This is a genomic window from Bradyrhizobium sp. BRP19 (assembly GCF_020194195.1).
Classification (GTDB): domain Bacteria; phylum Pseudomonadota; class Alphaproteobacteria; order Rhizobiales; family Xanthobacteraceae; genus Bradyrhizobium; species Bradyrhizobium yuanmingense.
In genome coordinates this window covers 1-24,011 of sequence record NZ_JADYVZ010000016.1, presented here as the reverse complement: position 1 = coordinate 24,011, position 24,011 = coordinate 1, and the positions used below count along the sequence as shown (strand labels likewise).

Genomic DNA, 24,011 nt, shown 5'->3' with positions numbered 1-24,011 from the left:
GGAATCATCACAAATCCGGTTGCGCGCGACCGACAAAGTCACCATATTGAGCGTCAGGAGCCGATCGCCTGGGCTGCAAGCGACCCAAAAGGCGGCATCTCGATTTCCCAATCGAACACCCGAACGGCAACCATTCTGCCGGCGCGCGGTGGTCATGAAGCGCTTGTGACTGCCACTAAGACGCCGGTGTGAATAGGATTTGCCATGTCTACCATCCAAAAGGACTGCGCAGACTTTCTGCGTATGACGTTCAACAATCCGACCGGCGGCAAGCTCGGGTCAGGTCACGCCCACGAGATCGTGGCTGCGTATTTTGGCTATTGCACCGCAGCGGCTTTAAGGGCCGAACCCAAATACCAGCTTTCTGCTTTGGACGAAGCCGCGATCCTAATACCTGATCTTCGCTTGATGGACCACCGGATGCAGCAGCTCAACGGTCTCCCCGTGGGCCTACCCAATGTTGACGAACTGGCGTCGCAGCTCTCCGGCTTTCTCAGTAAAAACGGCTACCTTTCAGGTGAGGTTTGGTACACCCGAGATCTCGAAGAGTATATCGAGGTGTCCTTCATTCAAGAAGATCCCATGATGATTGAGGACGCTCTCTCGGGTGAGATGGCAACGACGAATGCTTTTTTTGACGAGCTTTACATCGACAAAGTAAGCCTGAACGTCGGAGACGATGTGCTTGTGGCAAATGTCTCAGGTGCTCTCAATGGAGAGAACGATCCGGATAAGCCGTTCCACGGGGATTCGATCGCTTTTACGACAATGATGACATTTGAGCGCGTGGCCGGTCGAATCGGCTATAGGCGGCCGGAGCTGGAGACATCGGGCGCCGTTGATGACTCGTACTATTATGATGAGGACGCCTGAAGGCCGTTAGCTATTTCATGGCGCGATTGGACCCTGAGCTCACGCGTAATTCTGCACGACAACGTACGGCGGCGCTCACGCGCCGCCGAATTTCCAGACCGGGATGCCTAGCTTCTTGGCCTTGTCGGCGAGATTGTCCTGGATCCCGGTGCCGGGAAAGTGCATCACGCCGATCGGCAGCTCGTTGAGCATCGCATCGTTGCGCTTGAACGGAGCGGCTTTGGCGTGCTTGGCCCAGTCGGGCTTGAAGGCGATCTGCGGGACCTTGCGGCTATCGGCCCATTTGGCGGCGATCAACTCGGCGCCCTTGGGGGATCCGCCGTGCAGCAGCACCATGTCCGGGTGCTTGGCGTGCACCTGGTCGAGCTTAGCCCAGATTAGCCGGTGGTTGCTGAAGTCGAGACCGCCTGTCAGCGCGACCTTCGGGCCGGGCGGCACGAGCACCTGGTTGTCGGCGCGCTTCTTCGCGGCCAGGAAATCGCGGCTATCGATCATCGCGGCGGTCAGATTGCGGTGGTTGACCTTCGACCCGTTGCGCGGCCACCAACTCGAGTGGGTGTGGCGTTCGAACTCATCGGCGGCGTGGTCGCGCATCAGCTCGAAGGCGCCTCGTCGCTCGATCAGCGTCTGCCCTTCTGCCGTCAGTCGCTCCAGCTCGACGGATTTGATCTCGCTGCCGTCCTGCTCCCGCTGCGAGCGCTGCTGCGCCAGCTCGTTGACGTCGAGCTCGCGCTCGACCCTGTCGATGGCACGGTGGAAGACGTTCACTGTCGACCAGAGCAGGTCTTCGAGGTCTGGCTCGAGACGGGTATCGGACAGCGCCGCCACCAAGGCCTCGAAGATGTCCGCGACGCTGCCAGCGAGGATGTGACCTTCGGGGAGCGGCCTCGGATCAGGCTCGTCCTGGAAGGCACGGTAGCCATAGAGCTGGAGTTCCTGGAGAACCTGGTCGGTCGGGGATGAGCTGTGGTGCGGCTCGAAGTCGTTGTCGCGGTCGGTGGTCATTGCGGCTTCCCTCGTCGGATCGACCGCGCCCATCGCGGCCTTCATGGCGACGAAGGCGGCAGGCGGAACGGACTTGCACCCGCAGCGAAGCGAAAGGCCGAAGCGGAGCGGAGGACCGAAGGGGGCCGACTATTTTGCCTCGCGATGTAAAGGCGGCTCTGCCGCCGACGGAAAATAGTCGGCCCACGAGGTTGCCGGTCCGGGCCGCTTGCCGCCCGATCGCCCTCTCAGAAGGCCGTGGGTGCGGTTCTCTCCGGCCGCCGAGTAGAAGCATGACCACCGACCTCGCTGAGACGAAGCGGCCGCATCGCCCCTCCTCCCGCTTCGGCTATGTCGCCAGCTCCATAAAGCGCGCGAGGTCCTGCGCCGCGATCTGCATGCGGCTCGCGGCCCGAAGGGCGTCAAATCCGAGCAGGCGAAGATCCTCGTTGAAGTCGCCAAGCCGTGGCGAGATCACGATTGCCTCGATCCCGGCCTCCTGCGCCCGATCGATCAAGGTCGCCATGGCGCCGTCACCGGCAGGATCGTCATCGCGGGCGATGTAGAGCCGGCGAAGCGTGTCCGGGAGAAGGATGGCGGAGAGATGCGCCGCCGAGAGGGCCGCGACCATCGGCATGGTCGGCAGGACGCTGCGGAGCGAGAGCATCGTCTCGATTCCCTCGCCGGCTGCCATGACTTCACCAGCGACGCCAAATCGAACAGCGTGACCAAGCAGGTCGCCCATCGCCCGCTTCGGCGTGTCGATCCGCGCCTTGCCGAGCGTCGTCTCGCTGAAGCCTTCGGGGTCAAGCCAGGTGCGATGCGCGCCGGTCAGGCGGCCGGAGAGATCGGTGACGGCGGCGATCATCGCCGGCCAGGTCTCGGTCGGGCTGTGGTCGTCGGGCCGGTAGTAGCAACGTGGGTGAAAGCGCAGACTTCCAGTTTCGTGCAAAGCCGCAATGCCGCGATTGCGGAGATACGTTTCTGCGAGTGTCCCTGTGATCGACCGCGACATGCCGAAGAGCCGCCGCGCCGCCTCTGGCGATCCGAGGGGTACAGGCGATTTTCGCGACCGGCGGTGATTTGGCTCGGGCTCCTGTTCTGAACGCGGCAGACTCAGAAAGCGTCGCGCCTCATTGGCGACATCACGAAAACTGGTGAAACCGCAGCTCTCGCGGATCACGTCGAGGAGATCGCCATGTTCGGCCGAGGCGGCATCGGTCCATTTGCCCGCGGGTCCCTTCACCGATTCCTTGAGTCGCACGAACATTGAGCGACCAGGCGTATTACGGACGTCACCTACCATCCAGTAACGACCCTGGCGGCGCCCGTTGGACAAATAATGGCGGCACACCGCCTCCGCCTCACGCGCGAGACGGTGAGCCAGTTCGGAGGCGTTGTCGCGAGCCATCAGGCGGCTTCCCGCTCACTGACGCGCGCGACCGGATAATGGTCGAGCACCTTTGCCAGCACCACGGCACCGGTCTCGTTAGTCGGCACGAACATGCGCAGCTTCCACGAGATGATCTCGCTGAAGAGGCCGTACGCGCGCAGCCGCTCACGCATCGCATCGGTGAAGCCGGACAGCTCGATACGATGGGCGCCCATCACGCGGACGCGACGGAGTTGCAGGTCCTCGGCGAGGTTAAGGACGGTGCGTCCCTCCATCAGCGCCGAGAACGCCTCGTGTGGGGTCAAACTGCAGGTCGCGGTCGCGCAAGCATTCGCCGCCCAGACCGGCGAGACCCTGCGACCGATGATGCGTTCGCCCTCGTCGGTCTGAAGCCGATAAACCCGGGTCGATTCGTTCGGAAGGCGCTTCCAGATCGGTAGCAGCAAGCCAGCGACGATGTGGAGGGTGCTCTCAGCGAACTCGGGGACGTCGACGACTTCAGCGTTCCAGCTTGCGGCGAATGTCTCGCGATCCGCGGGTTGCCAGTGGCTCTCGTCCATCATCTTCATCGAAGCATGATGGTGCTCCATGGGGCGGATCAGCCGGACACGGCGTTCGATCTCGCCGTCATCGAGCATGAAGCTCGGCGCCGGAATCTGCACGGCGGCACGCCCCGAGCGCTCGTTGACCAGCGGCACCGCGCGAGCATCGGCGAGATGATCGAGCGCTTGATCCAGCGTCATGGGGCGATTGCGCCGGCGTTCCGTGATCGTGAGCAGCCGGGTTTCTGCCCCGGTCGCGGGATGCGTGTAGATCGGGTGCCGATCGGCGACGACGAAGCTGTCGGCCTGCAGTGTCTCCAGGCCGACGTCGTAGACGCCGCTGGCGATGGCGCCCTCGACCTTGGCGTTCAGCAACTGCTCGAAGGCCGTGAACAGCAGACCTTGCAGGTCGATGGTGAGCGCGAGCAGGCGGTTGAGGAACGTCGTGATCGGCGGCAGCTCGTCCTTGATGCCGTTGTCGTCCACTAGCTTTAAGCCCGTGGCGTCCTCGAAGGTCTGGAGCGAGCAGTCTTCTAGCTTGCCGCGCGCGAGCAGCAGGTAGAGCTGGCGCAGCGCATCGCGGGCGTAGTGGCTCTCAAGATTGTCTTCGGGCCGGAACAGACCTTGGCCGCCGGTCTGGCGCTGGCCGCGCGTGATGGCACCGAGCGTGTCGAGCCGGCGGGCAATGGTCGAGAGGAACCGCTTCTCCGCCTTCACGTTGGTCGCGATGGGGCGGAATAGAGGCGGCTGCGCCTGGTTGGTGCGGTTGGTTCGACCGAGCCCCTGGATCGCGGCATCGGCCTTCCAGCCCGGCTCGAGCAAATAATGGACGCGAAGCCGGCGATTACGCGCCGAGAGTTCGGCGTGGTAGCTGCGACCCGTACCGCCAGCCTCCGAGAAGACAAGCACGCGCTTCACGTCATCCATGAAGGCAGCGGTCTCGGCGAGATTGGCGGAGGCTGAACGGTTCTCGACGGCAAGGCGGTCACCCCTGCGCACCACGCGCCGCGAGCGTCCGGTCACCTCCGCCACGATGTCCGTGCCGAAACGCTGCACGATCTGGTCGAGCGCGCCGGGAACGGGCGGAAGCGAAGCGAGGTGCTCGATCAGCTCATTGCGGCGGGCGACGGCCTCGCGGCTCTCGACGGGTTGGCCGGCGCGGAAGACAGGCCGGGATGAGAGATTGCCCTCGCTGTCGGTGAAGGGCTCATAGAGCTGAACCGGGAAGGAATGGGCGAGGTAATCCAGCACGTACTCGCGCGGGGTGATGTCCACGCGCACGTCATTCCACTCATCGGTCGGGATCTCGGCAAGCCGCCGCTCCATCAGCGCCTCGCCGGTCGAGACAATCTGGATGACCGCGGCATGGCCCTGGGCCAAGTCCCGCTCGATAGAGCGGACCAGGGTCGGCGTCTTCATGCTGGTGAGCAGATGGCCGAAGAAGCGCTGCTTGGCCGATTCGAAGGCCGAGCGCGCGGCGGACTTCGCCTGACGATTGAGCGTGCCGGTCTCGCCGGTGATGTTGGCGGCCTGCATTGCCGCGTCGAGGTGATTGTGGATGACGCTGAAGGCTCCGGCATAGGCGTCGTAGATGCGCCGCTGCTCGTCGGTGAGCTGGTGCTCGACGAGCTCGTACTCGACGCCGTCGTAGGAAAGCGAGCGAGCAGTGTAGAGGCCGAGCGAGCGAAGGTCGCGCGAGAGCACCTCCATCGCCGCGACGCCGCCCTCCTCGATCGCCTCGACGAATTCCGCACGCGTGGCGAACGGAAAATCCTCGCCGCCCCAGAGGCCAAGGCGCTGGGCGTAGGCGAGATTGTGGACCGTGGTGGCGCCGGTCGCCGAGACATAGACGACGCGGGCATTGGGCAGCGCATGCTGCAGGCGCAAGCCCGCACGCCCCTGCTGCGAGGGTGCGACGTCGCCCCGCTCGCCCTTGCCGCCGCCGGCATTCTGCATGGCATGGCTCTCGTCGAAAATGATGACGCCGTCGAAGTCGGAGCCCAACCATTGAACAATCTGCCGGACGCGCGAAAGCTTCTCGCCGCGGTCGTCGGACCGCAGCGTAGCGTAGGTTAAAAATAGGATACCTTCGGCCAAGGGGATGTCGCGCCCTTGAGGGAAGCGCGAGAGCGGCGTGACCAGCAGACGCTCCATGCCGAGCGCGGACCAGTCGCGCTGCGCGTCCTCGAGCAGCTTGTCGGACTTCGAGATCCAGACCGCCTTGCGCCGACCCTGCAGCCAGTTGTCCAGGATAATGCCGCCGGACTGGCGACCCTTGCCGGCACCGGTCCCGTCGCCGAGCATGAAACCTCGACGGAAGCGAACGGCGTTCGGCGCATCATCGCGGGCGGCCGTGACAAGGTCGAAGGTCTCGTCAACCGTCCAGGCGCCGGCGAGATAGTCACCATGCGCCTCGCCGGCATAGATGACCGTCTCAAGCTGGGCGTCGGAGAGAATGCTGTCGCTGACGAGGTTGGCCGGCAGCTGGGGCCTGTAGCTCGGCCTCGGCGGTGCGACCGAGGCCATCGCGGCCGACTGCACCAGCTTGGTCGGGTGCGCCTGCGCGCCGGGGATCCGGATGGATTGGAGACGGTATTCCTCGTAGATAGCGTCGCTGAGGCGCGCGCCCTCGGGCGGCGCCCAATCTGTCGTCTCATAGACGAGGTCAACCGCTTCGGGGTCGGCGACCGACGGCTTGGCCGTCTGCCCGGCCGCCCGTGCCAGATAGCCGCGCACGGTGCGAGGCGCTGACGCGGTTGATACGGGGAGCAGACCGGTTGATGCGACGCTCAGGCGAGGTGGAACGTGTTCGCCGATCCAACGGAGCAGCGTCGCGACGTCGGGCGCGATTCCCGGCGACTCCGGGAAACCGTTCGGGTCATCGGCAGGCACCTTGTCGATGACGGTGAGGCGCGTCTCGATCGTGGTGCCGTGCCTGGCATAGACCGCGCCGGCGATCGCGGCGGTGAACACCACCCGGCCACGTTCCTGCAATCGGGCGAAGGCGTCGCGCCAGGCTGAGGCTTCGGGTGAGAAGTTTGCGCCAGTGATCGTGACCAGCCGGCCGCCTTCGGCGAGACGCGCCAGGGCCGAGGCGATGTGACGGTACGCCGTGTCGGCCATGCGGCCGGAGACGTTTGCCATCGCCGAGAAGGGCGGGTTCATCAGCACGACACTCGGGACCACCGTGGGATCGAGGTGATCGTCGATTTGAGCCGCGTCGAAGCGCGTGACGGAAATGGCCGGAAAGAGGGAGGAGAGCAACATGGCGCGGGTCTCGGCCAGTTCGTTCAGCACGAGCTTGCTGCCGGCGATCTCGACTAGGATGGCGAGCAGCCCTGTGCCTGCGGACGGCTCCAGCACGCGATCCGCCGGCGTAATGGCGGCCGCGGTCAGCGCAGCCAGGCCGAGCGGAATCGGAGTCGAGAATTGCTGGAAAGTCTCGCTCTCGGCAGAGCGGCGCGTGTGGGTCGGCAGAAGCTCCGCGATCTTGCCCAAGGCGGAAAGTCGTGAAGCCGGAGAAGCGGCTTTGCGGAAGAGCGCCTTTCCGTATTTGCGCAGGAACAGGACGGTGGCGACCTCACAAACGTCATAGGCCGTCTTCCAATCCCACGCGCCCGTCGCATCGGATGCGCCGAAGGCCGCTTCCATGACGGCGCGCAGGATTGCGGCGTCGATGCGTCGACCATGCTCAAGATGAGGGAGAAGCTGCTCAGCCGCAGCGATGATGACGCTGACGCCCTCGGGCGCGCGCGCAGGCGAGATCGGGGCGGCCTCGTCGGCCGCGATCGAGAAAAGGTGGTTCATGAGGGGAAGCCTTAAGGAGAGCGAGAGGGAGCGAGCCGGCGGCGCTCTCCTCTCGGACCGGACCGGCTCAAATCCTTCCCGGCCCCTCTCTCACTCTCTGCCCGATGCCTTGAAACGTTGCGGCCAGGAACTTATCTCTGCTGCGTCAGGGTCGCTGCGCGTTCGCGCAGCAAGAACCGCTTGTGGTGCGAGCCTCAAGAGCTGAACGGCCTGGTCAACAGGCTGCCGCTGACCTGCCCCCGCGCGTTTGCGCAGGGCGCGGGTCTCGGCATGCGGTTCACGGGCCCCGACAAGACCATCGAACCGCTTCACACAACGAAGGAGGATTTGATGGCTCTAATCTTGAGGTTTCCCACCAAGAAGATCGAACCGGTCACCGTTCGCAGCGGGAGCAAGCACCGCATCAGCGTCGAAGTGCTCGATGATGTTCGGCCGCGACGCACGCGCTGGAGGGTTCAGTTCGAGATTCAGGAAGCGGCAGGGTTTGCTGCTTTGAAAGGCTTTACCGATCGCGCCGTAACCCAAGGCTATCGACATCGCTTCGAAGTCAGCAGCACGCGGGCGGTACGGCGCTTCGTGGCGGAAACCTCCGGCCTCGTGGCCGTCGGCCGGATCGCGATCTGGATCGACGGCTTGCGGGTGCAGCCACGGGTGGCTCGCAGCGCATAAAAATAGGCTGGGGCGAACCTCGTCGCCCCAGCCAGTGCTTCTACTCGGCGGCGAGCATGCGCGACTCGTCCGCTTGATCGGCCGGAGTTTCCTCGTCGTCCCCGGCGAGGAATTCCGGAAGCGCTTCGTCATCGCCCTCGGACTCCGCGGCGTCGCCGGGCGCCGCCTGGTCGGCATCGGCCATTCGCAGGGGCTCGGGCAGCCAGCCGGTCTCGGCCAGGAGGCGTTCGGCCTCCTTGGCCATGTCGCCCTTCTTCAGATGGTCGATGAGCTGGGCGGCCCGCTCGCCGGCACCCTCGCGCACCGCCTCGAGGATGCGGCGTTTCGGCACCCGGCCGAGATAGTTTTCGACGGTCGGTCGCCAACCGGACGCCACCATGTCGAGGTCGACGGCGAGGGCGATGCGATCGGCATCCGCGATCCGCTGCTCGACGGCGTGCGGGGTGGCGCCGCCGCCGTAGCGGTCGCCCTTCTCGTAGAGCGCGTTGACGCCGAATGAGGCGCAGTGCGCAAAGAGCGCCGCCTGCTCGTCGCCCGTCAGCCTGGTGAGCCAGTCCCAAAGACCGGCTTTGTCCTTGGGCAGGCGCTCCTCCCACGTCTTGTGGCGCGCGTCGATGGCCTTGGCCGCCGGTGTGTCCTTCAGGCCCTGCGCTTGCACGGGGAAGCTGACGCTGCGCACGGAGACCTCCATCGCCGTCCCAAAGGAGGAATAGCGGGAGAACACGTCCAGGCAGAATTTGTGCAGCACCGCCTGGAAAGCGACCGAAGGCGTGATCGCCAGCTTGTCGCGTAGCGCCAGCGTCCGCTCTGCCGTGAGCTCGGTCAGCAGGCGGTCCGGCAGCGGCTTCACCGCATCGTCGTCCTCGTCCTCGGGATCCGCGACCTGCCCGCCGATGGTGATGACGGCGCGCTGGACAACGGGCGCTGATGGTTCGTCGCCGTCCAGGGCCGCGGCATCGGGTTCGCTGCCCCTGCCCTGCTCTGGTTCGGACACGGGCACTTCATCCTCGGGTCGGACGTAGCCGCGATCAACCAAGAGCTTGCCTTCGGCGTCGATGCCGACGAACACGCCCGCGCGGGCGATGTCGGCGGGCTGATAGATGACGGGTCGATCGTTCAAAACAGCGAGAGCCGTCTCAATTTCGCCAAGTCGCTGGTCAACCTCGTCGGGAAGCTCATCCGCGCCGTCATGCTCGGCTTCGAGCTTGGCATATTCGGCTTTGAGCGCCTCGATGGCCGCCTGCTCTTCGGCGGTGAGATCGGCGGGTACGCCGTCCAGCTCGCGCAAGCCCCGAGTATGGCCGTAGGGGAAGTCGATCGCGAGCTGGATCCACTTCCAACCTTCGGCGGCGATTGTTTGCGCCTCTGCCTGCAGCTTCTCAGCGACCAGGCGGTCGAGCAGAGCGACGTCCTCGAGCCAGCCGCCGTCGTCGGACTGGAACAGGTCGCGCAGCACCACGCCACCGGCCGCCTCGTAGGCGTCGAGGCCAACAAACATGGCGCGACGATCAAAGGCGCGCACCGTCTTCTCCGTCAGCATGCGGCGGATCTGATAGGGCTCCTTCTGCCAAGCGCCGGAGATGGCCTGCCAGACCTGCTCCTGGCGTCCATGATCTGCGCTGACGGTGAAAGCCATCAACTGCTCGAGCGACATGCCGTCCTCGGCATAGGCGTCGAGCAGCGCGGGTGAGACCGAGGCCAGGCGCAAGCGCTGCTTCACGACGTTGACGGAGGTGAAGAAGGCAGCGGCGATGTCCTCCTCGGACTGCCCCTTCTCGCGCAAAGCCAGGAATGCCCGGAACTGGTCGAGCGGATGGAGTGGCGCGCGCTGAATATTCTCCGCAAGCGAGTCGTCTTCGGCGAGAATGGTGGTTGCCGGGTCGCGTACGACACAAGGCACCGGCGCGGTCTTGGCCAGGCGCTTCTGCTTTACCAGCAGCTCCAGCGCACGGTAGCGCCGTCCGCCGGCCGGGATCTCGAACATCCCGGTCTCGGTGCCCTCGGGGTTTAGGACCGGCCGGACATTGAGGCTTTGGAGCAGGGTACGCCGGGCGATGTCCTCGGCCAGCTCCTCGATGGAGATGCCGGCCTTCACGCGCCGGACGTTCGATTGGCTGAGTACCAGCTTATTGAAGGGAATGTCGCGCGAGGACGACAGGGTGATTTTCTGAACGACGTTAGCCATAGGTGATACTCCGCGACGGGCGGCCCAAAGACTCTCTTTGGTCCTCCAACCCGTCACGAAGCGCAGCGCGGCCCTCTTCCTCTCAAGGGCCGCGCCGCAAATGGACGATCAGTACGAACGGAAAGGCACGAAGCTGCCAGACACGCCGTTCCGTATCTCCGGCTTTCCGGGTATCAGCCTGCGCGATCGAGCAACTTCTTCGCGCGCGTCTCGAGATCGAGTCGTGCGTCCTGATGGGTCTTGCCGCGCGCAACCGCTGTGATGCCCTGCACGAAATCGAACACGCTTTCGGGCTTGCGCCCTTCCTCAGACAACACCCGTTCGATGATCCTCGCTGTCTCGGCCTTAGAGAACCCGCGCTTGCGCAGGAACTCGCTGCGGTCGTCGTCGGTGCGGGCGACGACCTTCTCCCGGGCCGCCTTGATGCCGTTGATGAAGGGCATCGGTGAGGAATTGGCAAAGCTGGCCAGCGCCGGCGCTGCCTCCTGGGCAAAGCGTGAGGCCGCGTATTTGGAGTGGCGGATGGTGATCTCCTCGAAATCTTCCACGCCCCATAAATTGCGGTTCTGGCAGACGGCGCGGAGATAGAAGCTCGCCATGCCGAGCGTCTTCGCGCCCACCTCGGAATTCCAGCAGTAGAATCCACGGAAGTAGAGATCGGGCGAACCGTCGGGAAGCCGCCCGGCCTCGATTGGGTTGAGGTCGTCGACCAGGAAGAGGAAAACGTCTCGATCGGAAGCGTAGAGGGTCGTTGTGTCCTGGGTGATGTCGACGCGCGGGTTATAGACGCCGGTTGTCCAGTTGAGGACACCCGGCACCTTCCAGCGCGTGTCGCCTGTGCCGTTGCCCGCGATGCGCTGAACGGCCGCCACAAGTTCGTCGTCAAAGATTCGCCCGTATTCGGGGCCCGTAACGGCGCGAAGCTCAACGCGACCGTCTTCGATCTCGAGCGTCTTCACCTGCTCGGCGGAATGGGAGGTCAGCCCGTACTGCAGATTGATGCCGGCCAGCGGTGCCGGAAGCTGCCGGAGGTAGGCCGCTGGCGCTCCGACCAGGCTGGCGAGTTGGCCGAAACTCCAGTGGGTCGGTGCAATCGGCGTGTCAGAGCCGGGCAAGATAAGAGACAACCGCTCCGGGTCGGTCCGGCTCGCCTCGACATGGATGAGCGCGGTTTCCACCACGCGCGTCCGGCTGCGCTCCGACCGACCGCGTACCGAGTCCGCCAGTTCGGAGAGCGAGAGGTAACGCTCGTCGGCCGGACGCGAAAACCACTCGGAGGAAACGCGGCCGATCCGGTCGCCGCGGCTGACATCCACCTTGTATCCGCCGCTCATGTCACGGCGGGCATCGAGAACCTTCATGTTCATGGGGTTAGACTCCATGACGGGCGCCGTGAGCCTCTCTCTCGGCACTCAACCCGTCACGGAAATCCCTTCCAAACTCTCACTCTGCGGGGGCGTTGCGGGGTCTCCCCGCAGAAGGGGTCGGCCGAGACCTCGGCTCGGCCGCAGGGGAAAGCTTTCCCCATAAAGGCACGTAGTTTCAAGGGAAGCGTCATTCACCTTTGGTTAGTCGCGGTGTATTGTCAGAAGCAAACAACTGGGGGCTACATGCGTGGAAGGTGAAGCAGAGCCGGCGGATTCGCCGGAGGCATTTCTTACGACATTGGGAGAAAGCCTGAAGCAAAGAGAAGGTGTCGATGCCGGCCTAGCGGAGATCCTGAAGACGTACATCCTGAAGGCGGCGCCCGCTCAGAACGCCGTCGCTCAGGCCAAGGATGCCATCCTGAAACTCGCAGGCGAACGTGCCAATCCTCCAAAACCGGAGGTGGCCAATGGCTGACCCTTACTTCCTCCAGTCCCTGGGACTTTCTGGATTCCGCGCGTATCTCCAACCAAAGACATTCGATTTCAGCAAGAAGCGTTGCCTAGCGATCTTCGCGCCGAATGGCAGCGGCAAGTCCAGTGTCATCGATGCGCTGGAATTCATGTTCTCCAAGGATGGCACACTCGAAAGGCTCGGGCAGCGCACTATCAACAACCAGGCCGGCCCCGTCGCAATGGCGCACAATCTGTCGGAGGAAGCGAAGATCGCTCCGGCGGTCACGATTGGCGTCGTTTCGGGCAAGGATGCCACCAACGGTAGCCGAGCGGCGGCGGGGGCGAAGCGACCGATACCGTGCGACTTTGAACGCCTGCTTCGCGGTGCCGCCGATCATCCGCGGGCATGCGCTGCGCACGTTCGTCGAAATCCATACGCCCGAACAGCGCTACACGGATGTCGCCAATTGGCTGCAGCTTGGCCCGCTGGTCGAGGTGCAGAAGAATATTCGCGCGCTGCGCACGCAGGTGAAGGCTGCCTCAGAGGACGGCACGGCACTACAGCGTGCAGACACCCAGCTTGCTCGGGAGACGGCCCAGGTGGTGAAAGCTTGGGATTCGGTGGAGATCCTCGCTTACGCCAACACGTCGGTCCTGGCCCCGCTCGACGCGGCGCTAGTGCTGGTGGCGCTGACGGCTGGTGATCCGGCCTATATCGAGCTGAAAGTGCGAGCCAAGGCCGAAGAGAACAAGATAGGGCTTGCAGGCCTGCGTCAGATCAGCAATGCGGCGGCCGCTTTGTGGTCGGAGGTAACGGACGCGGAGAGCGGCAAGACCGTCGTCAGCGGCGCGATTCCGACCTTTGATGCGGCCTTGGGGGCGCTGTCGGCCGCCGTCGCGGAGGAAGCGGAGGAGCGCGGCAAGGCGGCGAGCACCATGTTTCAGGCTTTGTGGAAAGCCGCAGAGCCGCTTTTCGCCGAAGGTGTACCGGCGCCTGCTGTATGCCCAGTCTGTGAAACGCCCGTAGCCGACACGGCGGCGGGCAGTGCCGGGGCCATCCGAGGACATATCGCCAAGCATCTGGAAGAGCTGGCCGATTATGCCGCCGCCAAGAAGGTGCTCGACACAGCCAAGACCGCGGCGACCAAAGCTCATACCCAATTGGTGGCGGCGTTACCGGGGCTTATTGGCCTCCTTGGCGACGATGAAGCGAAACTGAAAGCCAATCTCATCGCATATCAAACTGGCATCGCCGGCTGGCCTCAGGCTGCCGTGCCGGCCTCGGCCGATATCGTTACCTCGATCGCCAAGCTGCTCGCTATGCTCGATCAGGCCATCGTCGACATCGAGTCGAAGCAAGGCGACCACACCTATATCAAAGCCAAGACGAAGATCGATCGGCTGCTGGAGCTACAGAGCGAGCGGGACCTCGCCCTGCGGACGCGAACTCAGCTGGGGAAACTCTCTGACGCGTTGACGGCGCAGGCGACGATAATCTCGGCCGAGATCCGCAAGAAGGTGCAAGCTCTGCTCGACAAGCTTCAGAGGCCGATGAACGACATCTACAAGCGGATCCAGGGCGCGAGCGCCGCGTCAATCCGGTTGGAGCTGCCGGCGGAAGATGACACGAACCAACAGCGGCTCAACCTGCTGATCGATTTCGCCAAGAACCGCACGGGCGTGCAGCCGGGTGGCTATTTGAGCGACTCCCAGATCCATTCGGTGGCGCTGGCGTTGCGCATGGCGGCAATCAAGCAATTTAATGCAGGCGCGCCCATCATCGCGCTCGACGACATCGTTACCTCCTACGATGCGGATCATAGGCGCACCATTGCCGGACTCATCGCCACCATGTTCGGAGACTGCCAGATCCTGATCACCACGCACGACGAGCGGTTCTTCAATTATTTGAAGGATCAGCTCGAGGCGAAAGCGTGGCACTTCACCCGGATCATTGGCCTCGATCCGGCCTACGGGCCGCGTTTCGCTGATCACAAGGTCAGCGATGAGATGATCGAGGCGCGTTGGGCAGCGGGCCAGTCGGCGGCCAACGAGATGCGCCAGGCGGAGGAGGAGTGGCTTCTCGGCATCTGTCGGGATTTCGGGGTCAGCGTCCGCATCCGACCGCTGGAGAGGGCCTATTCCTACGAACGCAGCGAATTGGCCTCTGCGCTCGCCGGCCTGCTTAAGGATGCCAAGCTGGTGCCAGCGCTGGTGCCGGGCGTCAACAATCGCTTCCTCGACAGTTTGGTGAAGGGCGAGATCGAAAATTTCGGCAGCCACTTCCAGGACGGGCCCTATGGCGACGGTTCGATTGGTGACGAGAAAGCGCGCTGGGAGGAGTTTAAGACTTTCCGCAGCCAGTTTGCCTGCAAGAAGTGCAGTCGAACGAAATTCCAGCGACCCTTTACTCTCAAAAAGCCGGTATGTGCGCATAATGGCTGCGAGGCGCAGTTCGAGTTTGCGGCAGCACCAGCAGGGGCGGCTTGAATGGCGGGGCGTTCGAAACCCGTCGAGCTGGCGACACGCAGCTTCGAGAAGCAAGGCGACGCAACGGCGTTCTTCAAGGCCATGCTGAACCGCTACCAGCCCGGTGAGCGAGTGAGCGATGAGGATGGCCTCGACGTTGCCGCTCTTCTCGAACGCCACACCGAATATGTTGCCAAGGTGGGCTGTGGCGTCAGCCATTTTCAGGTCATGATGACCGAGCATGGGACGCAATGCTTCCGGATCATCCGCACCGACGGCAGCGGCACGGATTTCTCCTATCCGCACTGCATCTCCCAGCGACCACCCAGCCATAAGCAGGAGGTCGCCCAAGCCTTTCGACGTGCGGTGCGCTTCGATCTCTACAAGGCCCGCGATAACTTCTTCGCCATCCACAGCGGTTCTGACGGTCTGGTTTCTTGCGCCGTGACAGGCGAACGCATCGCGCGGGACGAGGCGCATATGGATCACCGTCCACCGATGACCTTCGAGGTCATCGTGAGGACGTTTCTTTGCGGGCGCGGGCTATCACTCGACGATGTGCCGCTCACGACAGGCAAGGATGATCAAGTCTCGCCTGAGGTGACGGATAATGCCCTGAGCGAGGCGTTTCGAGCCTACCACGCTGGGATTGCGCGGCTCGAATTCGTGCGGAATACGGTCAATCTGGCACAAGCCAGTCGGCATCGGCTGAAGGATGGCCGGATTACCCTGACAGGATAGCGACTGCCGGTCATGAGAGCTTCGCCGCGCGTTCCCGTCTCATCGGGCACTAAGAAAATATTAGGTCGGCGACCATGTCGTCGTCCGACACCTCTCGGTCAAGCTTCGAATAAGGACGGGGATGGCCGAGGATTCGGGCATTCCCAAGCCAACCACCTTGTGATAAAACCTCTGCTATATATTTCCAGATCAGAGGAAACGTCACACTCCATGCCGTCCACCAGCGCCCAGCGACTTCGTGCGCTCGACCTCCTGAAGACCCGAGGAATGCTCCGGCTGAAGGATTTCGTCGCCGAAGGCATCGGCCCGGAGACGCTTGCCCGTCTTGTTCGGGAGGAGGCAGTCGTCCGCCCAGCGCGTGGCCTCTATCAACTCCCCGACGCCCACCTCGAGGCTGCCCATACCCTCGCTGAGGCAGCAGTCCTGGTTCCAAAGGGTGTGGTCTGCCTTACCTCGGCCCTCCAATACCACGAACTGACGCTGCAGATGCCGTCGGCTGTATGGATGGCGATCGATCGCGCCGCCTGGCGACCCAAGATCGATTATCCACCTATCCGGTTCGTGCGATTCACCGGATCGGCGCTTACCGAAGGGGTCGAGCGTCACCGCATTGAGAATGTCGACGTTCCTATCACGGATCCGGCGAGGACAATTGTCGATTGCTTTCGCTACCGGACCAAGATCGGCCTTGACGTCGCGATGGAGGGTCTGCGCGAAGGCCTCCGCCGTCGCCGATGCAAGCCGGATCAACTCTGGCATTACGCACGCAAGGTGCGGGTCTGGTCGGTCATGAGTCCCTACGTCGAAGCAATGGTGTCCGATGGCGCGTGAGCCTCGCAACATCGGCGCATCAGTGCGAGCGCGGCTCCTCGATCGGGCACGTGCCGAGCGATCGGATTTCCAGATCCTCCTGACGCGATATGCGCTCGAGCGTCTGCTCTACCGGCTAAGCGCGTCGACGCACCGCGACCGCTTCATCCTCAAAGGTGCGATGCTCTTCGTGACCTGGATAGCCGATCCGTTTCGGCCTACGCGCGATCTGGATCTGCTTGGCCACGGCGACCGCGACTCCGAAGCCATTGCCGAAACCTTCCGGGCCATTTGTGCGCAGCCGGTTGTCGATGACGGTGTGACGTTTGATGTCGCAGCGCTGATGGCGACCCCGATTCGTGAGGAGCTGGAATATGGTGGCGTGCGGGTCCGCACAACGGCAACTATCGCCGGGGCGCGAATTCCGATCCAGGTCGACATCGGTTTCGGCGACGCCATTACACCCGCGGCCGTCGAGATCGACTATCCCACCCTGCTGGACGCCCCAACGCCGCACCTTCGCGCATATCCGGTCGAAACAGTGGTGGCTGAGAAATTCGAAGCGCTCGTGACGCTCGGCGTCGCCAACAGTCGGCTCAAGGACTTCTATGATCTCTGGGTAATCTCCCGAACATTCGAACTTCGCCGGGCCGCTGTTGCCGAGGCAATTCAGCGGACCTTCGAGCGTCGCGGAACGGTCCTCCCATCCGTTGTCCCGATCGGTCTGACCGATGAATTTGCGGAAGCATGGGCTGCTCAGTGGCACGCCTTCCTCGGGCGCGATCGGATGGCAGCCGCACCGAATGCTTTTGCCGTTACCGTCGCCGATCTCCGCCTCTTCTTGATGCCGCTGGTTGTCGGATCGAAAGAAGAACGAATTTGGCCGCCGAGCGGGCCATGGTCGCCGGGAGCAGCAATCGATGAGGCATAGCGGGATGATAATTTACTTCGTTCCGCATGGCGCGATTGATGGAGAAAAGAGCCGCGATCGCGGTTGGGGGAAGTATGGATAAGAAGCACTTTTATCGCGTAGGCAGTCACTCAGGCGCCTGGCACGATCTGCCCACTGACCCAGATGAACTAGACACCCTGACCAATAGTGCTCGAAAGCATATCGAGCCGTGGCTCTCTGCTGTCTTCCAAGCAGAGCACCTCAACCTGCTGCTCGGCAGCGGGTTCACCACAGCGGTTGGTTACCTGGCGGGCGTAGGGACCACAGGCATGGCCAAGGTTACATTTGGCACGTCATATGACGCCGCGATCGATGCGCACGCCCAGGCCGGAGCAACGGCGATGAAAAGAGGTGCGGCAAACATCGAAGATCAGTTTCGAAGTGCGCTTGCTCTGCTTGAGGGGCTGGGAGTCATCGACAAGGGAGCAGAACAAACCCTCAAGAAGGGCATCGACGCCCAGATGTCTGGCTTTCTCACTTCATTATTGAAGACGGAAAGCGGGATTGTTGCTGGAAAGGATCCCGCATCGAAAGATGCTGCCCAAGGTGCTCTGCAATCATTCCTGCTGAGTTTTGCGAGCCGCGCTGCATCTCGTGAACGTTTGCACATCTTCACAACAAACTACGACCGCCTGATCGAACATGGTTGCGATTTTGCAGGTCTTCGGATCATAGATAGATTCGTCGGTGCCCTGAACCCGGTCTTCCGAGCATCGCGCGTTGAAGTTGATGTCCACTACAATCCACCCGGCATTCGGGGAGAGCCGCGGTTCATGGAGGGCGTCATTCGCCTGACTAAGCTCCATGGTTCACTGGACTGGTTTTTTGATAAGGACGAACGGCGAATCTATCGCAAGGGCATCCCATTCGGAGCGCCTGCGGATCATACCGACATTCCCAAAGAACCCGTCGATACGGTCATGATCTACCCCAATCCTGCGAAGGACGTCGAAACAACGCAATATCCATATGCGGAGCTCTTTCGCGATTTTGCGGCCGCAGCTTGCCGACCTAACGTCGTTGTCGTGACCTACGGCTATGGGTTCGGCGACGATCATGTCAATCGAGTGCTGCTCGATATGCTCACGATCCCGTCGACCCATTTGGTGATTATGGCCTATTCGGCCGACGATCGCCTCAAAGCATTCGTAGAAAAGACGCGCAATGCGCAGGTCTCGTTGATGATCGGGCCTCATTTCTCTGACCTTCAAACACTAGTCGCAAACTATCTGCCAAAACCGGCGCTCGACTACATATCCGGCCGCATGACCGAACTGTTGAAGCATCGTCCGGGCGATCCGAAAGCCAGCGATCCGCCAGCGGTACCGCCTCCGGCGTCCTCAATTGGCGTGGCGTGAGGCGATCATGACGACTCCAATCGAACGTTTGTCAGGTCTTGTGGTAGGTGTGGTCGAGTCGGTCGCGCCTGATGAGGTTCGGGCGCTTCTCGAGCTGGATGCTCCGCACTCCACGGCATTGAATACCGGCGTACCGGCCGGGTTTCCACGTCTGAACGGATACGTACTTATCCCTAACGAAGCTGGAGCGACGGTTGCCTACATCACTTGGATTGGCATCGAGCGCTCTCCCTATCCGAAGCGCGCTGGGCTCAAAGATTTCGGCCTGATCGATCTGCCGTTTCCGCTTCGGAAAATGTCGCTATCCCCGGTCGGAACCCTCACCTTCCGGCGCGAACGCAGCTCGGGAACGACCAAATACGAACTCACCCGCGGCGTCGTCGCATTTCCATCGGTCGGGGATCAGGTCTTAATACCGACGTCGGCACAGATCGAAGCCATTGTCGGAGCGCGAGCCGACGACAAGAGAGTTAGAATTGGCTCGTCGCCAATGGCAGCAAATGCGGCGATCATGGTGGACCCAGATAAGTTGTTTGGGCGCCACCTCGCCGTCTTGGGCAACACCGGCAGTGGAAAGTCCTGCACGGTTGCCGGACTCATTCGGTGGTCGATGGAAGCAGCTAGCAAGGCAATTGGTGATTCGACCAAAATGCCGAACATGCGTTTCATCGTGTTAGATCCCAATGGTGAATATGCTCGGGCGTTTACCGATCTGCCCGATAGGGTGCGTGTCTTCAAGCCTGGAGACCAGCACAACCCACTAACACTGCCGGCGTGGATGTGGAACAGCCATGAATGGGGCGCAGTCACCCAAGCCCAGCCGGGAGCGCAGCGACCGCTGCTTATGCAAGCTCTGAGAAATTTGCGTGCAGGGCGAACACTCCGGGAGCCCATCCACGTTGGTATAGTAAGGCAAGTTCGTCTCTATCGGTCTCGCATTCTCGCATATATCGCCGATGGTACGGGCGCATCTTACACAGATTATGTTGGGCTGCTCGGCTGCTGCCAAGCGTACAAGAACCTATCGGAAGTGATGCGGGACTTTCATGGGCGTATCCCGGCCGCAGATTTGGCAAGCGCACATCTTGATACCTTGGCGACCGCCGCAAAGGCCTTCTTCGACGCACACGCGGTTTGGAATAATCAAAACCAACGCTTCTATTACAACGCGCCAAATGCCGCGGAATTTGGCGCTTTTCTTCCGTTATTTGATCTTATCGAGCAGGCTCTGCCACCGGTAGCGGCTGAAGAAGAAATCAGCGAAGACGCTCCCTCGCCATTTGATGTTCGGAAAATTGCCGACCATGTCGAAGCCCTTTCGGCAGACACTTCAGCAAACCCGAACGTCGCGAACTTTATTGCTACACTAACATTGCGAATACGCTCAATGCTGGCCGATCGGCAGCTCGCGCAAGTGATAGCGCCCGAGAACCCGCCGACTCTCGAGAATTGGCTCTCGGGCTTGCTCGGAATGTCTAACGCTGAAAACGGTCAAGTTGCGATTGTGGATCTGTCGCTGGTACCCTCGGAAACCACTCACATCGTAATTGCCGTCCTCGCGAGACTGGTTTTTGAGGCATCTCAGAGATATCGAAAGCAACATGCTCAGGGCAAGGCACTTCCAACGGTTTTAGTGCTTGAAGAGGCGCACACGTTCGTGCGCGGCGGGGGTGGTGGGGATGACGCAAATATTGTTTCAGCATCCCGGCTCTGCCGCGAAGCGTTCGAGCGGATCGCTCGCGAAGGTCGAAAATTTGGATTGGGCTTAGTCCTGTCGTCGCAGCGACCGTCGGAGCTTTCTCCAACGGTTCTCGCGCAGTGCAACACATTTCTGTTGCATCGAATCGTCAACGATTCCGACCAGAACCTCGTAGCCCGTCTTGTCCCAGACAACGTCGGGGGACTGCTGCGCGAACTGCCGAGTCTTCCGTCCCGCCAGGCGGTTCTCTTGGGCTGGGCAGCGCCGATCCCGGTGCTAGTTGAGGTCGATGAATTGCCCGATGCGCAGCGACCGCAGTCGGCGGACCCGGATTTCTGGAAGGTGTGGACGCTGACCGAGGAGCGTGGCGTCGGTTGGGGCGCAATCTCTGAAGAATGGTCGGGCGCTCCTCCGGTGCAAGATCCGGCGGAATAAAGACAATGATCCGTATCCTTCACACGGCTGATTGGCATATCGGTCAAACTCTACGCGGGTTCTCTCGGGAGCACGAGCACCGCAGGGTGTTCGAGCGGCTCGAAGAGATCGTTGTGGAGCGGGATGTCGATGCCCTCGTCATCGCCGGCGACGTGTTTGACAGCCAAAACCCCTCCGGGGAAGCGCAACAGCTCTTCTACAATACGCTCGTGCGGCTCAGCCGCGCGCATCCGCGCATGGCTATGGTGATCGCTGCTGGCAACCATGATGCAGCTGGTCGGTTGGAAGCGCCGCGGCCTCTGTTGGAGACATTCAACATCCGTGTCGTGGGCAATGTGCGGCGGCGCGAAGGGCGAGTCGAGGCGGCCCGTCATCTCGTTCCCATCGCTGATGCAAGCGGTTCGGTAGCTGCTCATGTGCTTGCAGTCTCCTACCCAACCGCAGCCTGCCTTCCGAATTTGACGCGGCTCGATGGTGAAGTAGGCTCGCCCGTCATCGCTGGCGTGCGGAGCCTCTATGCCGAATTGGTCGACACGTTACGGGGACCTATGGATGGTCTACCGTTCGTCCTGACGGGACACCTCCATGTTGCGGGCGGCATTGAGTCGGAAGGCGCGGAGCGCAGAATTCTAGTTGGTGGCCAGCATGCTGTGCCGCACGACGTGTTCCCGGCGGAAGCGAGCTACGTGGCGCTTGGCCACTTGCATAAGGCTCAGGCCATCGGTCGTGATACCGTCCGCTATTCTGGTTCACTGATCCCCTTGTCGGCGACGGAGATGCCTTACGCGCACGGGGTCACTCTTGTGAGCCTCGACGGAACAACGGTTCTATCCGAACATATCCCGATCGACCGGCCAGTTGCCTTCGTCCGCCTTCCTGAGGCGGAAGATATGCGCTTGAGCGAACTTGGTGATCATCTGACGGCAATGAACCTCTCATCGGACCTGCCGCTTCATGAACAGCCATTCGTCCAGATCAGGCTTGCCAGAGAAGGGTTATCGCCCGGGTTCAGAGAGGAGGTCGACCGCATTGCGGAGAGCTTTCCGGCGCGCATCGTCGACACCCGTGTCGCGGCAATACCCGAGGCGTCAAACGACGTGACTTCCGCCGATCCTATGATCCGCCTTGCGGAAAGAGATCCGGAGGATCTGTTCAAGCTCGCATTTGAGCGCACCTTCGGCGTAGCCCCGGATGCCACGCATCTCGATGTCTTCCACCGCGCACAGGCGGAGACATAGCCATGCGGATCTTGGTTATCCGCGGCGAGAATCTGGCAAGTCTTGGTGCTCCTTTCGAGATCGATCTTGCCGCAGAACCTCTTGCAGGTTCCGGCCTCTTTGCCATCACTGGCGAGACCGGCGCCGGAAAATCGACCATCCTCGACGCGCTCTGCCTCGCGCTCTATGGCGAGTATCCACGAGTCTCCGTCGGTCGACGGGAGAATGCGCCCGATCCCAGTGGGGAGGCGATTTCAATTCATGATGGCCGGGCGATCCTGCGCCGAGACGCCGGCAGCGGATATGCCGAGGTGGATTTCGTTGGGCAGGACGGCGAGCGCTATCGCGTCCGCTGGGAGGCCAATCGGGCTCGAGGGCGTGCAAATGGGCGGCTGCAGAATGAGCAGCGTTCGTTGTATCGACTCGACGACGGCAGCGCGGTGGCGACTGGTAAGACTCAGGTCCGTGAGGCGGTGGAGAGGAGAACCGACCTCACATTCGACCAGTTCCGGCGAACGGTGCTCCTCGCACAGGGCGAGTTCGACGCTTTCCTGCTCGCCGCCGAGAGCGAGCGCGCAGAATTGCTGGAGAAGATCACCGGTACTGAAATCTACGCAGCGATCTCGGTCCACGTTCACGATGGAACGGACGCACGACGAAGAATTGTCGAGCAATTGGAGCGGCGTCGAGACGACATCGGGCTTCTTGATGACGAAGCCAGGCAGGCGCTGCTGGACGAGCAGAGGCAGCTTGCTTCAACCATTGCACAGAAAGGCGCGGAGCGCGATCAACACAGCGGGCGGTTAGATCATTTCAAGCGCGTCGCCGCCGCCCGCAGCGACCTCGCACGGGCTGAGGCTCAAGCGGTCGCAGCGCACGCGGCGCGCGAGGCAGCCGCTGATGAGTATCAATCTCTTGCCGAACTCGATCTTGTCGAGCCGCTTCGTTCCCTAGCAGGCGACTTGCAAAATGCACGGCGGACGGCAGCGGAGGCCCAAACCCGCCTCGACGGTTTGCTTGTTGCACGCGAGGAAGCGCAGAAACTACACTCGGACTCTACAACGCAACTGGCGGACGCGATAACCGCCAACGCAGCGGCAGAACAGGTCCTCAAGAATTTTGGTCCCCTTTGGAGCGAAGCCGAAAGGCTCGACACTGAGCTGGCGGCAGCTCGGACTGAGTTTATTGATACGCTGGAAAAATCACAGCAGGCGGAAGCGACACTGCGCGAGAAGGCCGATGCGCTGGCAACGATTGATGAGACTCTCGGTCGAACATCAGAATCGTACCGCACCACTGCGGCGCAATTAAACAGCCGATCGGATCGCGTTCTTCTTGCTGATCGTCTTGGCGATGCGATGGACTTGTTAGCGAAGCGAGGAGCGCTCCAACAGGAGCACGCTGCAGCCAGGCAGGCGGCCGCTGCAACGGAAGAAACAGCTACGCTGTCGCAAAATGAAATAACTGCGCTGCTGGAGAAGCTCACCCAGGATCGCGAGCGAAAGGATGGCTTAAGTCGTGAAATCGGTGATCGTAGAGCCAGTCTCGCCGGCATCGATGAGGCGACGCTCCACGAACGAGACATCGACCTGCAACGCGCGCTCGAGGCTCTGCGCGAGGCTAGTACCGTCTCCGACCAGTATACTCGGGCATCGGCAGATCTAGCACGACGAGCATCGGAACACACGCTGGCGGCGCAGGCGGTAAGTACAGCAAAAGGGCAGATCGTTGAAGCTGAAGCGGACCAGCTCCGCGATCGGACCGCGCGTACGGAAATTGTTCCGATCGCAGAGCTCGCCGACGAGGCGGTCTCATCTGAGGCCATTCATCTGCGCAGCCTGCTGGCTCCAAATTTGGCCTGCCCGGTGTGCGGCAGCACCGACCATCCCCATCTTGCGCATCCAAGCGCGCTGAACGAAATAGCTGCTAGCATTACAGTTGCATCTTCCTGAAGGTTCTGAATCCATGGGCGACCATGATTCGGGATCTGATGATTGGTGGCGCGTCAGTTGAAGATACGCTGACGCTGTGGGCTTCGGCGTTGCGAGATATCAAGC

Annotated in this window: 16 protein-coding genes and 1 pseudogene; 12 read left to right on the top strand and 5 right to left on the bottom strand. The window is 62.1% G+C overall.

The genetic code is table 11. The features are described from left to right. Positions 1–204 precede the first annotated feature (204 nt). A complete protein-coding gene (locus I6F36_RS31380; RefSeq protein ID WP_225144989.1) occupies positions 205–873 on the top strand; it encodes a hypothetical protein in 669 nt (222 codons plus the stop codon). A gap of 75 nt (positions 874–948) precedes the next feature. Here the strand turns inward: I6F36_RS31380 and I6F36_RS31375 are convergent, their stop codons facing one another. The 3 genes from I6F36_RS31375 to I6F36_RS31365 form a co-directional block, all read right to left on the bottom strand. After that, a complete protein-coding gene (locus tag I6F36_RS31375; protein WP_225172856.1) occupies positions 949–1,878 on the bottom strand; it encodes a DUF2493 domain-containing protein in 930 nt (309 codons plus the stop codon). A 328-nt stretch (positions 1,879–2,206) separates the two neighbouring features. Continuing rightward, positions 2,207–3,268: a toprim domain-containing protein gene (locus I6F36_RS31370; RefSeq protein ID WP_225144987.1), complete on the bottom strand. Its 1,062-nt coding sequence runs from the start codon at positions 3,266–3,268 to the stop codon at positions 2,207–2,209. Next, the gene (locus I6F36_RS31365) at positions 3,268–7,599 is read right to left on the bottom strand and encodes a strawberry notch family protein (protein ID WP_225144986.1); all 4,332 of its coding nucleotides are present in this window, start codon (positions 7,597–7,599) and stop codon (positions 3,268–3,270) included. Before I6F36_RS31365 ends, I6F36_RS31370 begins: the two co-directional genes overlap by 1 nt. A 180-nt stretch (positions 7,600–7,779) precedes the next feature. Between I6F36_RS31365 and I6F36_RS31360 the strand changes: the two genes are divergently transcribed. Beyond that, positions 7,780–8,268 carry a hypothetical protein gene (locus I6F36_RS31360; RefSeq protein ID WP_225143667.1) on the top strand — a complete coding sequence of 163 codons (489 nt, stop codon included), beginning with the start codon at positions 7,780–7,782 and terminating at the stop codon, positions 8,266–8,268. Positions 8,269–8,308: 40 nt separating this feature from the next. Here I6F36_RS31360 and I6F36_RS31355 read toward each other — a convergent pair whose 3' ends face one another. Continuing rightward, complete coding sequence (locus I6F36_RS31355; protein ID WP_225143663.1) at positions 8,309–10,453, bottom strand: ParB/RepB/Spo0J family partition protein; 2,145 nt, start codon at positions 10,451–10,453, stop codon at positions 8,309–8,311. A gap of 173 nt (positions 10,454–10,626) precedes the next feature. Then, a complete protein-coding gene (locus I6F36_RS31350; protein WP_225143660.1) occupies positions 10,627–11,820 on the bottom strand; it encodes a DUF932 domain-containing protein in 1,194 nt (397 codons plus the stop codon). A 247-nt stretch (positions 11,821–12,067) separates the two neighbouring features. Between I6F36_RS31350 and I6F36_RS31345 the strand changes: the two genes are divergently transcribed. The 10 genes and pseudogenes from I6F36_RS31345 to I6F36_RS31300 all read left to right on the top strand — a co-directional run bounded on the left by I6F36_RS31345 (position 12,068) and on the right by I6F36_RS31300 (position 23,906). Beyond that, positions 12,068–12,295, top strand: a complete 228-nt coding sequence (locus I6F36_RS31345) for a hypothetical protein (protein WP_225143658.1) — start codon at positions 12,068–12,070, stop codon at positions 12,293–12,295. Next, positions 12,288–12,395: pseudogene (locus I6F36_RS39580) on the top strand (hypothetical protein); the annotation flags it as partial. The gene I6F36_RS31345 and the pseudogene I6F36_RS39580, both read left to right, overlap by 8 nt. A 244-nt stretch (positions 12,396–12,639) precedes the next feature. Next, positions 12,640–14,763 (top strand): chromosome segregation protein SMC, encoded by a 2,124-nt coding sequence (locus I6F36_RS31335; protein WP_225172864.1) that lies wholly within the window; start codon positions 12,640–12,642, stop codon positions 14,761–14,763. After that, on the top strand, positions 14,764–15,483 hold the full coding sequence (locus I6F36_RS31330; RefSeq protein WP_225143655.1) for a DCL family protein: 720 nt from the start codon (positions 14,764–14,766) through the stop codon (positions 15,481–15,483). It abuts the gene before it with no gap. 210 nt (positions 15,484–15,693) lie between these two features. Further along, on the top strand, positions 15,694–16,314 hold the full coding sequence (locus tag I6F36_RS31325; protein ID WP_225143653.1) for a type IV toxin-antitoxin system AbiEi family antitoxin domain-containing protein: 621 nt from the start codon (positions 15,694–15,696) through the stop codon (positions 16,312–16,314). Continuing rightward, positions 16,304–17,224, top strand: coding sequence for a nucleotidyl transferase AbiEii/AbiGii toxin family protein (locus I6F36_RS31320; protein WP_225143651.1), 921 nt, complete (start codon positions 16,304–16,306; stop codon positions 17,222–17,224). Before I6F36_RS31325 ends, I6F36_RS31320 begins: the two co-directional genes overlap by 11 nt. Before the next feature lie 74 nt (positions 17,225–17,298). Beyond that, positions 17,299–18,603, top strand: a complete 1,305-nt coding sequence (locus I6F36_RS31315) for an SIR2 family protein (RefSeq protein WP_225143649.1) — start codon at positions 17,299–17,301, stop codon at positions 18,601–18,603. Between the two features lie 7 nt (positions 18,604–18,610). After that, a complete protein-coding gene (locus tag I6F36_RS31310; protein ID WP_225143647.1) occupies positions 18,611–20,737 on the top strand; it encodes an ATP-binding protein in 2,127 nt (708 codons plus the stop codon). 5 nt (positions 20,738–20,742) lie between these two features. Further along, entirely contained in the window at positions 20,743–21,975 is a 1,233-nt protein-coding gene (locus tag I6F36_RS31305) for an exonuclease SbcCD subunit D (protein WP_225143645.1), read from the top strand. Between the two features lie 2 nt (positions 21,976–21,977). Next, positions 21,978–23,906, top strand: coding sequence for an AAA family ATPase (locus I6F36_RS31300; RefSeq protein WP_225172855.1), 1,929 nt, complete (start codon positions 21,978–21,980; stop codon positions 23,904–23,906). Positions 23,907–24,011 lie beyond the last annotated feature (105 nt).